Source organism: Neorhizobium sp. USDA 3394 (assembly GCF_056280385.1).
This window is the reverse complement of the sequence record NZ_JBWCDU010000001.1, coordinates 3,286,265-3,298,976: the sequence shown is the minus strand read 5'-3', so window position 1 is coordinate 3,298,976 and position 12,712 is coordinate 3,286,265. Positions and strand designations below refer to the sequence as shown.

General features: G+C 61.5%; 15 protein-coding genes. 7 read left to right on the top strand and 8 right to left on the bottom strand.

Annotated elements, in window-relative coordinates; genetic code table 11:
• Positions 1-61 precede the first annotated feature (61 nt).
• The 3 genes from def to truA are packed head-to-tail and all read left to right on the top strand — an operon-like array spanning position 62 to position 2,335.
• Positions 62-577, top strand: coding sequence for a peptide deformylase (gene def, locus ACZ9EJ_RS16260; RefSeq protein WP_046628003.1), 516 nt, complete (start codon positions 62-64; stop codon positions 575-577).
• Between the two features lie 58 nt (positions 578-635).
• Positions 636-1,571, top strand: coding sequence for a methionyl-tRNA formyltransferase (gene fmt / locus ACZ9EJ_RS16255; protein WP_046639791.1), 936 nt, complete (start codon positions 636-638; stop codon positions 1,569-1,571).
• Positions 1,571-2,335 carry a tRNA pseudouridine(38-40) synthase TruA gene (truA, locus tag ACZ9EJ_RS16250; RefSeq protein ID WP_046639792.1) on the top strand — a complete coding sequence of 255 codons (765 nt, stop codon included), beginning with the start codon at positions 1,571-1,573 and terminating at the stop codon, positions 2,333-2,335. The genes fmt and truA overlap by 1 nt, the downstream gene beginning before the upstream one ends.
• A gap of 13 nt (positions 2,336-2,348) precedes the next feature.
• On the opposite strand, the gene ACZ9EJ_RS16245 is transcribed toward truA, so the two are convergent.
• From ACZ9EJ_RS16245 to dapD, 4 genes are read right to left on the bottom strand one after another with little or no spacing between them, the layout of a single operon-like run.
• Positions 2,349-2,945, bottom strand: coding sequence for a hypothetical protein (locus ACZ9EJ_RS16245; RefSeq protein WP_046628537.1), 597 nt, complete (start codon positions 2,943-2,945; stop codon positions 2,349-2,351).
• Between the two features lie 33 nt (positions 2,946-2,978).
• Positions 2,979-3,599 (bottom strand): hypothetical protein, encoded by a 621-nt coding sequence (locus ACZ9EJ_RS16240; RefSeq protein ID WP_052764556.1) that lies wholly within the window; start codon positions 3,597-3,599, stop codon positions 2,979-2,981.
• The gene (dapE, locus tag ACZ9EJ_RS16235; RefSeq protein WP_046639793.1) at positions 3,583-4,779 is read right to left on the bottom strand and encodes a succinyl-diaminopimelate desuccinylase; all 1,197 of its coding nucleotides are present in this window, start codon (positions 4,777-4,779) and stop codon (positions 3,583-3,585) included. The genes ACZ9EJ_RS16240 and dapE overlap by 17 nt, the downstream gene beginning before the upstream one ends.
• 9 nt (positions 4,780-4,788) lie before the next feature.
• Positions 4,789-5,643, bottom strand: coding sequence for a 2,3,4,5-tetrahydropyridine-2,6-dicarboxylate N-succinyltransferase (gene dapD, locus ACZ9EJ_RS16230; RefSeq protein WP_046628012.1), 855 nt, complete (start codon positions 5,641-5,643; stop codon positions 4,789-4,791).
• Between the two features lie 136 nt (positions 5,644-5,779).
• Between dapD and ACZ9EJ_RS16225 the strand changes: the two genes are divergently transcribed.
• A complete protein-coding gene (locus tag ACZ9EJ_RS16225) occupies positions 5,780-6,646 on the top strand; it encodes an LOG family protein (protein ID WP_046628014.1) in 867 nt (288 codons plus the stop codon).
• Positions 6,647-6,719: 73 nt separating this feature from the next.
• On the opposite strand, the gene ACZ9EJ_RS16220 is transcribed toward ACZ9EJ_RS16225, so the two are convergent.
• Together ACZ9EJ_RS16220 and ACZ9EJ_RS16215 are read right to left on the bottom strand one after the other, a co-directional pair.
• Entirely contained in the window at positions 6,720-7,376 is a 657-nt protein-coding gene (locus ACZ9EJ_RS16220; protein ID WP_046639794.1) for a hypothetical protein, read from the bottom strand.
• Between the two features lie 109 nt (positions 7,377-7,485).
• Entirely contained in the window at positions 7,486-8,199 is a 714-nt protein-coding gene (locus tag ACZ9EJ_RS16215) for a pyrimidine 5'-nucleotidase (RefSeq protein WP_046639849.1), read from the bottom strand.
• 105 nt (positions 8,200-8,304) lie between these two features.
• On the opposite strand from ACZ9EJ_RS16215, the gene ACZ9EJ_RS16210 reads away from it, so the two are divergent.
• Positions 8,305-9,207, top strand: a complete 903-nt coding sequence (locus ACZ9EJ_RS16210; RefSeq protein WP_046639795.1) for a DMT family transporter — start codon at positions 8,305-8,307, stop codon at positions 9,205-9,207.
• Between the two features lie 71 nt (positions 9,208-9,278).
• Positions 9,279-10,052, top strand: coding sequence for an isocitrate lyase/PEP mutase family protein (locus tag ACZ9EJ_RS16205; RefSeq protein WP_046639796.1), 774 nt, complete (start codon positions 9,279-9,281; stop codon positions 10,050-10,052).
• A 19-nt stretch (positions 10,053-10,071) separates the two neighbouring features.
• On the opposite strand, the gene argB is transcribed toward ACZ9EJ_RS16205, so the two are convergent.
• Positions 10,072-10,959 carry an acetylglutamate kinase gene (gene argB, locus ACZ9EJ_RS16200; protein WP_007771514.1) on the bottom strand — a complete coding sequence of 296 codons (888 nt, stop codon included), beginning with the start codon at positions 10,957-10,959 and terminating at the stop codon, positions 10,072-10,074.
• A gap of 352 nt (positions 10,960-11,311) precedes the next feature.
• Here argB and ACZ9EJ_RS16195 point away from each other — a divergent pair, with 352 nt between their 5' ends.
• Positions 11,312-11,869, top strand: a complete 558-nt coding sequence (locus ACZ9EJ_RS16195; protein ID WP_046639797.1) for a fasciclin domain-containing protein — start codon at positions 11,312-11,314, stop codon at positions 11,867-11,869.
• Between the two features lie 89 nt (positions 11,870-11,958).
• On the opposite strand, the gene yihA is transcribed toward ACZ9EJ_RS16195, so the two are convergent.
• A complete protein-coding gene (gene yihA, locus ACZ9EJ_RS16190; RefSeq protein WP_046639850.1) occupies positions 11,959-12,606 on the bottom strand; it encodes a ribosome biogenesis GTP-binding protein YihA/YsxC in 648 nt (215 codons plus the stop codon).
• Positions 12,607-12,712 lie beyond the last annotated feature (106 nt).

Sequence of the window (12,712 nt, the reverse complement as noted above, 5' to 3'; positions counted from 1 at the left end):
CTCTGCTTCCTCGGGCCGTAATTTCTATTCCTTCGGAAAAAAAGATGGGTTATGGGAAGCCATGACGATCAAGCCTCTGATTATTCTGCCTGACCCGATCCTGCGTCAGGTTTCCAAGCCGATAGAGCGTGTTGACGCCGAGCTTCTAAGGCTCGCCGACGACATGCTGGAGACCATGTACGACGCGCCGGGCATCGGCCTTGCTGCGATCCAGATCGGCGTGCCGCGCCGCCTGCTCGTCGTCGATATCGCGCGCGAGGGCGAGGAAAAGCAGCCGCAGGTCTTCATCAATCCGGAGATCGTCAAATCCTCCGACGAGAGTTCCGTCTATGAAGAGGGCTGCCTCTCCATTCCGGAATATTATGCCGAGGTGGAACGCCCGGCGACCGTCAGCGTCAAGCATCTCGGCCGTGACGGCAAGGAATATGTGGTAGAGGCAGATGGCCTGCTCGCCACCTGCCTGCAGCATGAGATCGATCACCTCAATGGCGTGCTTTTCATCGACCATATTTCCCGCCTGAAGCGCGAGATGGTGATCAAGAAATTCACCAAGGCTGCCAAGTCCAAGGCGGTCTGAACCGCCGCTCAGGCGATCCGAAGCAAGAAGGCGCGGTCTTTTGGGACGCGGAACGTCCATGTCTCTTCGCATCATCTTCATGGGAACGCCGGAATTTTCCGTGCCGACGCTGCAGAGCCTCAAGCACGCGGGCCATGAGATCGTCGCGGTCTATACCCAGCCGCCGCGCCCGGGTGGCCGTCGCGGGCTCGATCTCGTGAAGTCGCCGGTGCATCAGGCCGCCGAACTGCTGGGCATTCCTGTTTTCACGCCGGTGAATTTCAAGGATCCCGAAGAGCGCGAAAAGTTCCGCGCGCTCGATGCGGATGTTGCCGTCGTCGTCGCGTATGGCCTGCTGCTGCCGGAAGCGATCCTGACCGGCACCAAGCTCGGTTGCTATAACGGCCATGCTTCGCTCCTGCCGCGTTGGCGCGGTGCCGCACCGATCCAGCGGGCGATCATGGCCGGCGATAAGAAAACCGGGATGATGGTCATGCAGATGGAAAAGGGCCTCGATACCGGCCCCGTCGCGCTGACGAGCGAAGTGGAAATCGGCGACAACATGACCGCCGGCGAACTGCACGACAGGCTGATGCTGGTCGGCGCCCGTGCGATGGTCGAGGCGATGGGCAAGCTCGAAGCCAACGACCTGCCGTTGACGCCGCAATCGTCGGAAGGCGTGCTTTATGCCGCCAAGATCGACAAGGGCGAGACGCGCATCGATTTCTCGAAGTCGGCACGAGATGTGCACAACCACATCCGCGGCCTGTCACCGTTTCCTGGCGCGTGGTTCGAGGCCGAGATCAACGGAAAGCCGGAGCGCGTAAAGGTTCTCGGGTCGGAGGTCGGCGAAGGGCAGGGGGAGCCCGGAACGGTTTTGGACGACACGTTGACCGTTGCCTGCACCGAGGGTGCCGTGCGGCTCCTGAAATTGCAGAAGGCGGGGGCTAAGCCTCTGGTGGCGGCGGAGTTCCTGCGGGGCACGCCGCTTGGGCCTGGCACGAGGCTCTCCTGATGCCACGATTCCGCATGACCGTCGAATATGACGGCACGCCTTATGTCGGCTGGCAGAAGCAGGAGAACGGCCATTCGGTCCAGTCGGCACTTGAAAAAGCCATCCTGTCGCTGACCAAGGAAACGGTGCTGGTCAAGGGTGCCGGGCGCACGGATTCCGGCGTTCATGCGCGCGGACAGGTCGTGCACGTGGATCTCTCGCGGCCATGGGAACCGCACAAGCTGCGCAATGCGCTGAACGCCTATCTGGGAATGGCTCACGAGAAGGTGGCGGTCATTGATGTGCGGGCTGTCGATGACGCATTTGATGCGCGCTTTTCGGCCGTGCGCCGGCACTATCTCTACCGTATCATTTCGCGCGCCGCACCATTGGCGCTGGAGGCAAAGCGCGCCTGGTGGGTGACCCGGGATCTGGACCACGAAGTCATGCACGCCGCCGCCCAGACACTGGTCGGAAAGCATGACTTCACGACATTTCGTTCGGTTCATTGCCAGGCGAAAAGCCCCGTCCGCACACTGGACCTGCTGGACGTAACGCGTAGCGGTGATCTGATCGAAATTCGCGCGACGGCGCAGAGTTTCCTGCACAATCAGATACGTTCGCTCGCCGGTACGCTTAAACTTGCCGGCGAAGGCCGCATGACGCCGGCAGACGTCCGCGCAGCGCTGGATGCGCGCGATCGCAAGGCCTGCGGGCCGGTGGCGCCGCCGGAGGGGCTTTATTTCATGCGCGTCGATTATCCAGGCGACCGAGTAGAGCCCTGAAGCGCCTGCTTCATCAGAGCGGATAGATGCCGAGGAAACGCTGCAGCGCTTCGGTCAGCAGCATGCCCGGCACGATCAGCACCAGCACCAGCGTGGTGACCATCAGCGGCTGTGGCCCGCAGATCATCCGCATCACCCGCGATACAGCGACGATCATGGCGATCAGCAGTGCGAAATGGACAAAGGCCAGAACGGCATCGAGGCTGGGCGGCAACAGGAAGCGCAGGCTCAGGAGACCGTAGAGATAGGCAAACGGAACCGAGAGCCAGTTGACGGTGACTACGACGGCCGGAAACTTTCGGGCAATGCCGAGAAGCGAGCAGAGTACGCCGGCAAGGATCAGCGGCACCAACCAGTTGAAGATTTCCAGCATCGCCATGCGAACGAAGAAAATCCCGCCGATCCCTGCGCCGGGCGGCATGCCTTCGAGCAGATAGTCACGCCACCACAGCCACGAGATGAACGCTCCCGGCAGGCACCAGACGAACGCCCAGAACGAGCGCATCATGCCGCGATCGGAAATGTCGAGCAGGCGGAAACCCTGCGCATCGCCCCGGATCAGCAGCCACAGACCGCTCAGATAAAGTCTGACTTCAGCATAGGAGGGCAAGGCGGCCTCCTCGCAAAACGGCGAAATCACGCATCAGGTTAACGAAACCCCCATGAGATTCTCCAGTTTGCGCGCAACAATGACTTCCGCCAGAACCACGAGCCCCAAGGTCGCAATTCGGATCATCACCGGGCCGCCCATGACGGTTCTCAGGATGCACCACATGAGAAAAAGGGCGGTGATCAGAAGGGTTGTCGCCAGCGCGATCGAGCCGTAGCCGGCAAGGCTTGCAAGGGCACCATGCTGATCGGAGAAGAAGGCGACAGGCGCCAGGATGACATAGGTCGCATTGGCGAGCGGGACGGTAAACCAGTTGCGCACTACGATCAGAATCCGGACGAGTGGCATGAAGCGCAGAATGAGGCCGAGGGCGACGAGCGCTACGGTCGGCACGATCCACTGGGCCGCTTCGAGGACCAGCATCTTCAGGAAAAAGATGAAGGAATAGTCCTCTCGTTGAGGGAAGTGGCGGAGGTATTCCATCCACCGGAAGATCCAGCCGACAACCAGTGCCGGCGCGCACCAGGCGACCGCCCAGAACGAACGCAACACGCCCTCGTCCGAGATGTCGAACGGCCGCAGGCCGCGCGCATCCCCGCGGATCAGCAGCCAGAGGCCGCCGAGGTAAAGCCTGACGTCATGATAGGAGGGCATTATCGAACCAGCGGGAGATGAATGTCCCATAGATCTGGGTAAGCGTCTCCAGATCGGCAAGGGCCACGCGCTCGTCGATCATGTGCATGGTCTGTCCGACCAGGCCAAATTCGACAACAGGGCAGTAATCCTTGATGAACCGGGCATCCGACGTGCCGCCGGTCGTGGAAAGTTTCGGCACCTTGCCGGTCACGCTTTCGACAGCGCCGGAAAGCGAGGCGATCAGGGCATTGTTGCGCGTGAGGAAAACGTGGCTTGGACGTTCCGCCCAGGTGATGTCGTAGCGCGCCGGATCTCGATCCGGGCGAAGTGGACCGGAGGCAGCCGCCGCATCCAGCCGTCGGACGATCTCTGCCTTGACGGTGTCGGCGGTCCAGGTGTCGTTGAAACGGATGTTGAAGGCGAAGGTGGCTTTTGCCGGAATGACATTGGTCGCCGGATTGCCGACATCGACCGATGTCACTTCCAGGTTGGAGGCAGGGAATTCCGGCGTGCCGCCGTCGAAGGGCGGGTCCATCAGCACTGAGGCGAGCGGCAAGAGACCGCGCACCGGATTGTCGGCAAGATGAGGATAGGCCGCATGGCCCTGGACGCCGAAGACGGTAACCTTGCCGGAGACCGAACCGCGCCGGCCGATCTTGATCATGTCGCCGAGCACATCGGGATTGGTCGGCTCACCGACCAGGCAGGCATCCCAGGTCTCGCCCCGTTCAGCGGCCCATTTGAGCAGCTTTTCGGTCCCGTTGACCGCCGGGCCTTCCTCATCGCCGGTGATCAGAAAAGAGATCGAGCCTTTTGGCGCGCCATGTTGCTCTATATGGCGGGCGACGGCGGCGACGAAACAGGCGATCCCGCCCTTCATGTCCACCGCGCCGCGGCCGAACAACTCATTGCCGACAATCTCGCCAGCAAACGGCGGTCGGCTCCACGACGTTTCATCCCCCGGCGGCACCACGTCCGTATGCCCGGCAAACATCAGATGCGGGCCGTCGCTGCCGAGCCGGGCATAGAGGTTCTCGATGTCCGGCATGCCGGGCTCCGTCGCCACCATCCGCTCGACCTTGAAACCGAGCGGAAGCAGCATGGCCTCCAGCGCTGCCAGCGCGCCGCCCTCGGCGGGTGTTACCGAAGGGCAGCGGATGAGCGTCTGGAGATTGGCGATGGGATCGGCACTGGACATCGGATGGGATCAGTCGCGCAACAGTTCGTTGATGCCGGTCTTGGAACGGGTCTTTTCATCGACGCGCTTGACGATCACAGCGCAGTAGAGGCCGGGGCCTGGCTCGCCGTTCGGGAACGGCTTGCCTGGCAGCGTACCGGCGACGACGACGGAATAGGGCGGTACTTCGCCATAGCTGATCTCGCCGGTGGCGCGGTCGACGATCTTGGTCGACTTGCCGATGAACACGCCCATGCCGAGCACGGAACCTTCGCGGACGATGCAGCCTTCGACCACTTCCGAGCGGGCGCCGATGAAGCAATTGTCTTCGATGATGGTCGGGCCGGCCTGCATCGGCTCCAGCACGCCGCCGATGCCGACGCCGCCGGAAAGATGCACGTGTTTGCCGATCTGTGCGCAGGAGCCGACGGTCGCCCAGGTGTCGACCATGGTGCCTTCATCGACATAGGCGCCGAGGTTGACGAAGGAGGGCATCAGGACGACGTTTTTGGCGATATAGGCCGAGCGACGCGCGACCGCGTTCGGCACGGCACGGAATCCGGCCGCCCGGAACTCGCTCTCCCCCCAGTTCTCGAACTTCGAGGGCACCTTGTCCCACCAGGTCGAGGCGCCGGGACCGTTCTTGACCACTTCCATGTCGTTGAGGCGGAAGGACAGCAGAACAGCCTTCTTCAGCCACTGATGCACCGTCCACACGCCGTCTTCGCCTCGGCTTGCAACCCGCGCCTTGCCGCTGTCCAGCAGGTTGAGCGCTTCTTCGACCGCGTCGCGGATCTCTCCCTTGGTCGAAACCGTTACGGTGTCGCGGTTGTCGAAGGCCGTCTCGATGGTCTTTTCGAGGGAAGAGAAGTCGGGGCTGCTCATGGGAAATCCTTAAACGTCACTCTGTATCGTGATGGCGGGAGAGGTGGCCATTTGGTGTCATTTGATCTAAGCGACCGCCACTCAAGCGTCAATGTGAATTGGCGTCAATGCATTTGACGCCGGAAGGATCATGCGAATGGCAAAGGCGAAGAAGGATGGCCCGCGGCGCAAGGACGGGGTCTGGGATCCGCTGAAGGACAACAAGGCGGACAAGAATGCCGCCGCCGTCCTGCCGAAGACGCCACAGACGGAATCGCGATCCTATCGCCTCGCCTATGCCGATGACGAATTCCTCAGCCGCGAGGAACTTCGCCCCGTCCGCCTTCAGCTCGAGCTGATGAAGACCGAAATGGCGTTGGCCGAGCGGGGCATCAGGTCGACCGTCGTACTGTTCGGCGGCGCGCGCATCCCGGCTCCCGGCCAGAGCGCCTGGGCCGCCCGCAACGACACCCAGCGCCAGAACCTCGAAGCGGCCTCGGTCTATTACGACGAGGCCCGCAAGTTCGCGGCCCTCTGCGGCAAGCACTCGGCAGGCTACAATCATCAGGAATACGTGGTGGTGACCGGCGGTGGGCCGGGCGTCATGGAGGCTGGCAACCGCGGTGCCGCGGAAGCTGGCGCCCCGAGCATCGGCCTCAACATCATGCTGCCGCACGAACAGGCCCCCAACCGCTTCGTGACGCCGGAGCTCAGTTTCAACTTCCACTATTTCGCCATCCGCAAGATGCATTTCATGATGCGGGCGAAGGCGGTCGTGGTTTTCCCTGGTGGGTTCGGCACGCTCGACGAAATGTTCGAGGCGTTGACCCTCATCCAGACCAAGCGCATGGAGCGCATACCGCTGATCCTGTTCAGCGAAGCTTTCTGGCGCGGCATCATCAATTTTGGCGCACTCGCGGAATTTGGCACCATCGCGCCGGATGACCTCAGCCTCATCAATTTCGTGGAGACCGCGGAACAGGCGTGGAAGATCATCGCGGATTTCTATGATATCGAAAAATAAAAGAACCCGCCCCTTGGGGAAAGGGGCGGGTCCTTTGGACGACTGTCGGAGCTAGTTCCAAGGGGGCGGAGAACTAGAGGGGGCGGTCCGGCAGGTCGTCGATGGAAACGGTTCCATCCTTGTTGGTGTCCATGCGGGCGAACAGCTTGTCGGATGCAGCGGAGGCTTCCGCTTTGGTGATCTTGCCGTCCTTGTCTTCATCGACCATGCGGAACATGCCCTGGCCCATCATCTGGCGGCCGTGCGGGTGTTCCCATCGAGCGTCCTCGCGGCGCCCGCCGTGGCGGCCCTGACCATCATGGTTCCATGCGGAATGATCGCGGTCCCGGCGATGGTCGTCACGTCGGTCGGCCATATCGCGGTCGGATTGGTCATCCTTCTTGTCCGCGGTATTGGCGACTTCCGGCGGGTTGTTCTTGCGGAACTCTTCCATCTTCGCCTGGCGATAGTCGAGCATTTCGCCGCGCGTCAGCGAACCGTCCTTGTTGGCGTCGACTGCGGTGAAGAGCTTGTCCTGGAAGGCGGTCGTCTCGTCCTTGGATACCTTGCCGTCCTTGTCGGCATCGGCGTTCTTCAGAAGGCGGACGAACATCACGTCCTGCATCATCGCGCGGCCGGGACCATCATGGCGGCCGGGACCATCACGCCCTGGGGCTGCAAAGGCAGGAATGGCTGTGCCGGCGATCAGCACTGCTCCAAGGGTCGCCAGAACGATCTTCTTCGCGTTCATTGTGGTGGTCCTTCAGGTTGTTTCGATAGCCTGAAGATAGAGCCTGCAACGGCCAAGACCACTTAAACATCCGTAATGTGGATGAATTTTTAGTAATGCTGATAAAACCTTAGCCGATATTGAGGCCGTTCAGGAAGGCTGTCAGATCGTCCGTGACGTAGTCGATATGATCGTCCTCGTCGCTGAGCTTTTCCCACCTTTCCATCAGCACCGTATCGAGGTTGCGCGGCACCAGGAGGATCGTGCGCATGCCGAGCGCCTTCGGCACCTGCAGGTTGCGCGGCAGATCCTCGAACATCGCGGCTTTCTGCGTATCGACCCGGTGAAGGCTGGCGAACTTGTCGTAGGTCGCGCCTGCCGGCTTCGGCACGTAGTTGGCCGCGACGATGTCGAAGATGTCATCGAAATTGTCGAGGATGCCGAGCGCCCTGGCAGCGGCTTCCGCATGCGGCACGCTGCCATTGGTGAAGATGAACTTGCGGCCGGGAAGCGCCTTGATCGCCTCGCCGAGCTCCGGATGCGGCAGAAGCGACGAATAGTCGATCGCATGCGCCTGTTCGAGAAACCCGTCCGGATCGATGCCGTGGTTCAGCATCAGGCCCTGCAGCGTCGTGCCGTGTTCATGGTAATAGCGCTTCTGCAGCGCTTTCGCTTCCGCCGGCTCGAGCTGCAGCAGTTGCTGCACATAGGCCGTCATGTTCTTGTCGATCTGCGCGAACAGATTGATGTGATGCGGATAAAGCGTGTTGTCGAGATCGAATACCCAGTCGCGGACATGGGCGAAATCGGCGGGATCGGGCAAGGTCTGCGGCTTTTTTTCCATGGCCACTTTATGCACCGGCACGGCGGCAAAGAAAACGAAAAAGACGAACGTTTTCGGCCAAGGCCGGCCTTGGCGATCTGCCGGAACGCGTGATACCGCCAGCATATGGAACTCTGGATCCCCATCACCATCGCCGCCGCCTTTCTGCAGAACCTTCGTTCTGCCCTGCAGAAGCGTCTGCAGGGTTCGCTCGGCACGCGCGGCGCGAGCTTCGTGCGCTTCGGCTACGGTTTTCCGATTGCGATCCTCTATGTCCTCTGCCTTCACCATTTCGCCGGTTATCCGTTTCCGGCATTGAACTGGACCTTCGCCCTATGGGCGGTGATCGGCGGCCTGGCGCAGATCTTTGCGACCATGATGCTGGTGCATCTCTTTTCGCTGCGGAATTTTGCGGTCGGGACGGCGTATTCCAAGACCGAGCCGGTACAGGCTGCGATATTCGGCTTCATCCTGCTCGGCGAGAAGCTGACGCCGGGCTCGGTCGCGGCGATCATCGTCGGGGTGATCGGCGTGATGACGATCTCGATGGCGCGCATGCCGCTTTCCTGGCGCAACATGCTGGTCGCGCTGACCAGCCGCACCGCCGTGATCGGCATCGCCTCGGGGGCGGTCTTCGGTATTTCGGCCGTTTCCTATCGCACGGCTTCGCTGTCGCTGGGCGGTCCCGGACCGGTCATGGAGGCCGCGGTGACGCTCGCCTGCGTCACGACTTTCCAGACGGCCTTCATGCTGGTCTGGATGTTCTGGAAGGACAAGCGCGAGATCGTCCAGGTCGTTCTTTCGTGGCGTTCGTCCTCTCTGGTGGGCCTGGCAGGCGTTGTCGGCTCGGCCGGCTGGTTCACCGCGATGACCTTGCAGCAGGTGGCCTATGTCCGTGCGCTCGGGCAGATCGAACTCGTCTTCACCTTCATGGCGTCCTATTTCCTTTTCCATGAACGGGTGAACCGCATGGAAGTGTTCGGCTGCCTCTTGATCGTCGGCGGCATCCTCGGGTTGCTCTTTTCCTGATTGGCGCCCGATTTGCGGCGGCATCCATCATCGAATCCAGTTAGGGTAGGCGATCAACGGGAGGATCATCCATGTCTCAGAACGACAAGGCCGCCGCGTTCGGCGCACTGCACCGGAAGGGCAATCCGGTCATCATCTACAACATCTGGGATGCCGGCACCGCCAAGGCGGTTGCGGAGGCTGGCGCGAAGGCGCTCGGCACCGGAAGCTGGTCGGTAGCCGCGGCGCAGGGGTATGCCGACGGCGAGAAACTGCCGCTCGATGCATTGCTGGGCACGGCGAAATCGATCACCGCAGCGGTCGACCTTCCCTTGTCGGTGGATTTCGAGGGCGGTTATGCGGACGATCCGACCGAACTCGCTACCAATGTCGCCAGGGTCATCGAGGCCGGTGCGATCGGCATCAATTTCGAGGACCAGGTGGTCGGCGGCAGTGGCATCTATCCGGTGGAACGGCAGGCCGAGCGCATCCGCGCCATCCGGGCCTTGGCAGACACGCGCGATATGCCGTTCTTCATCAACGCGCGCACCGACCTCTTTCTGCAGGAAGGTGACCGGACGAAGCATGCCGCGCTTCTCGATCGGGGGATCGAACGTGCCAAAGCCTATGCCGAGGCTGGGGCAAACGGGTTCTTCGCACCGGGACTGGCCGACGAGGAGTTGATCGAGACGCTCTGCAAGGCCTCGCCGCTTCCGGTCAACATCATGATGTTCAACGGTGTTCCGTCGCCGAAGCGTCTCGGTGAACTCGGGGTTGCCCGGGTCAGCTACGGGCCGGGACCCTATCGCGCGATGATGACCAAGTTGAAGGAAGACGCCGCGGCGGTTTTCACCGCCGCCGGCTGAGCCTTGGAGCCGTTGGCGATCAGGGAACGATCAGCGTGCCGGCGCCGTGCTCGGTGAAGATTTCGAGCAGCACCGAGTGGGCGGTCTTGCCGTTGAGGATGACGACGCCCTGGACGCCGGCCTTGATCGCCTCGATGCAGGTCTCGACCTTCGGGATCATGCCGCCGGAGATCGTGCCGTCCTTGATGAGGGCCTGGGCCTGGGCGACCGTCAGTTCCTTGATCAGCTGCTTGTCCTTGTCGAGAACACCCGGAACGTCGGTGAGGAAGAGCAGGCGGGTGGCACTGAGCGCGCCGGCGATGGCGCCTGCAAACGTGTCGGCATTGATGTTGTAGGTCGCACCGTCACGGCCTGGAGCGACCGGCGCGATGACCGGGATCATTTCCGATTTGGCGAGCAGGTCGAGCAGGGTGCGGTCGACTTCCACCACTTCGCCGACGAAGCCGAGGTCGAGGACCCGCTCGATATTGCTGTCGGGATCGATGATGGTCTTCTTTGCCTTTTCGGCAAAGACCATGTTGCCGTCCTTGCCGCAAAGGCCGATCGCCCATTCGCCGGTCTGGTTGATCAGCGCGACGATTTCCTTGTTGATCGAGCCGGCGAGAACCATTTCGACGATCTCGACCGTCTTCTGGTCGGTGACGCGCAGGCCGGCTTCGAACTTGGATTCGATGCCCATCTTCGTCAGCATCGCGCCGATCTGCGGCCCGCCGCCATGCACGACGATCGGGTTGACGCCCGACTGCTTGAGAAGCGCGATATCCGCTGCGAACGCCTTGCCGAGCTCCGTATCGCCCATGGCGTGACCGCCGTATTTCACGACGATCGTCTTGTTTTCGTAACGCTGCATGTAAGGCAGCGCCTGCGCCAGAAGCTTGGCCTGAAGTTCGCTTTCGGAAGCCGTCATCGGATACCCCTGAGTATTAAGTGGGGCCTTTTAGCGCATGTTTTTGACAGAGGAAATAATCAGTCCGCCAGATTGTCGCCCAATCGACGTGTCGGCGCCGGATAAATGGTGGTCGCATTCCGGCGAAACTCTCCCAGGGAGGGGCCAAAACCCCACAGCCTGCAGATGAAACGATAGATATAAATCAACAAAAACGGAAGCTTGAGAGCTTAACGCCTGTTTCCTTGTCAGCGTTGAAACTCTTCTTCTCCGCCTTCCGTCTCTTGTGATGTCTCCGCCGATGTCGGGACGCCATGCCTTGGGAGGCGCGCATCCGCGCCGGGGCAATTAGTTTCGTTAAGAGGAAGCCATCATGTTGAAAACCGCATTCCGCACGCTCGCTATCGCCACCGTTCTGTCAGCCAGCGCCGTGACCGCCTTCGCCGCCAATCCGAAGGTCGGCGGCGAGGCGATGTACGAAGACAAGAACATCGTCGAAAATGCCGTGAACTCCAAGGACCACACGACGCTCGTCGCGGCCGTCAAGGCTGCCGGCCTGGTGGAGACGCTCCAAGGCAAGGGACCGTTCACGGTTTTCGCGCCGACCGACGAAGCCTTCGCCGCTCTGCCCAAGGGCACGGTCGAAACGCTGCTGAAGCCGGAAAACAAGGCTCAGCTCACCAAAGTGCTGACCTGCCATGTGGTCGCGGTCAGCGCCATGTCAACCGCCATCGAAAAGATGATCAAGGACGACAAGGGCACCCATGACGTCAAGACCGTCGGCGGCTGCATCCTGAAAGCCAAGGAAAGCATGGGCAAGATCACGCTCACCGACGAAATGGGTGGCGTGTCGAATGTCACGATCGCCGACGTCAAGCAGTCGAATGGCGTGATCCACGTGGTCGACAAGGTGCTGCTGCCGAAAATGTAAAGGCCGGTCACATCCGTTTGGGGCTTTTGCATCAGGATCCGGTCGCCTCGCTGGGGGCGGCCGGATCTGCCGTTTCTAAATATGCGGTGTCAGAGCGGTCGGCCGACGGTTTCGGCGATCGCCTGGCGCAGTTCCTCGATCCCCTTGCCTTTTTCGGACGAGGTGGAGAGCACGAACGGAAAGGCCGCGGGGTGCTTGCGGATCTTTTCCTGCGTCTCGGCCAGCAGCTTCACCACGGCCGGTTCCTTGATCTTGTCGGTCTTGGTCAGCACGATCTGGTAGGAGACGGCGGCCTTGTCGAGCAGGTCCAGGACTTCCTCGTCATTTTTCTTGATGCCGTGGCGGCTGTCGATCAGCACATAGACGCGCTTCAGCGTCGCGCGGCCGCGCAGGTAGTCGAAGACGAGCTTTGTCCAGGCATCGACGGTTTCCTTCGGCGCCTTGGCATAACCGTATCCCGGCATGTCGACCAGCGCCATTGGCGGCAGGTCGTTAGCTGCGCCCGAATAGCCGTCCGGCACGAAATAGTTGAGTTCCTGAGTACGTCCGGGCGTATTGGAGGTGCGCGCCAAACCCTTCTGGCCGACGAGCGCGTTGATCAGCGACGACTTGCCGACGTTTGAGCGGCCGGCAAAGGCGACTTCGAGCGGGCCTTCCGGTGGCAGGAACTTCATCGAGGGCACGCCGCGGATAAAAATCCAGGGGCGGCCGAAAAGCGGCTTGTCGTCCGTGCTCATGTCTGCCGGCATCGGTTCTGGTCGTCCTGTTCTGTCGAAGGGCACGGCTTCAAGGTTTTGGCCGGCATTGTCAAGCTTTCGGGACTTTCCAGCCCTATTCCAAAAG

What these genes read in the sequence shown, in the direction of transcription:
- ACZ9EJ_RS16210 (WP_046639795.1), top strand. Translation starts at nt 8,305, where the DNA reads ATGGAACTCTGGATCCCCATCACCATCGCCGCCGCCTTTCTGCAGAAC.
- ACZ9EJ_RS16225 (WP_046628014.1), top strand. Translation starts at nt 5,780, where the DNA reads ATGGCAAAGGCGAAGAAGGATGGCCCGCGGCGCAAGGACGGGGTCTGG.
- def (WP_046628003.1), top strand. Translation starts at nt 62, where the DNA reads ATGACGATCAAGCCTCTGATTATTCTGCCTGACCCGATCCTGCGTCAG.
- ACZ9EJ_RS16215 (WP_046639849.1), bottom strand. Translation starts at nt 8,199, where the DNA reads ATGGAAAAAAAGCCGCAGACCTTGCCCGATCCCGCCGATTTCGCCCAT.
- ACZ9EJ_RS16195 (WP_046639797.1), top strand. Translation starts at nt 11,312, where the DNA reads ATGTTGAAAACCGCATTCCGCACGCTCGCTATCGCCACCGTTCTGTCA.
- ACZ9EJ_RS16240 (WP_052764556.1), bottom strand. Translation starts at nt 3,599, where the DNA reads ATGCCCTCCTATCATGACGTCAGGCTTTACCTCGGCGGCCTCTGGCTG.
- truA (WP_046639792.1), top strand. Translation starts at nt 1,571, where the DNA reads ATGCCACGATTCCGCATGACCGTCGAATATGACGGCACGCCTTATGTC.
- ACZ9EJ_RS16205 (WP_046639796.1), top strand. Translation starts at nt 9,279, where the DNA reads ATGTCTCAGAACGACAAGGCCGCCGCGTTCGGCGCACTGCACCGGAAG.
- ACZ9EJ_RS16220 (WP_046639794.1), bottom strand. Translation starts at nt 7,376, where the DNA reads ATGAACGCGAAGAAGATCGTTCTGGCGACCCTTGGAGCAGTGCTGATC.
- yihA (WP_046639850.1), bottom strand. Translation starts at nt 12,606, where the DNA reads ATGAGCACGGACGACAAGCCGCTTTTCGGCCGCCCCTGGATTTTTATC.
- dapE (WP_046639793.1), bottom strand. Translation starts at nt 4,779, where the DNA reads ATGTCCAGTGCCGATCCCATCGCCAATCTCCAGACGCTCATCCGCTGC.
- fmt (WP_046639791.1), top strand. Translation starts at nt 636, where the DNA reads ATGTCTCTTCGCATCATCTTCATGGGAACGCCGGAATTTTCCGTGCCG.
- argB (WP_007771514.1), bottom strand. Translation starts at nt 10,959, where the DNA reads ATGACGGCTTCCGAAAGCGAACTTCAGGCCAAGCTTCTGGCGCAGGCG.
- dapD (WP_046628012.1), bottom strand. Translation starts at nt 5,643, where the DNA reads ATGAGCAGCCCCGACTTCTCTTCCCTCGAAAAGACCATCGAGACGGCC.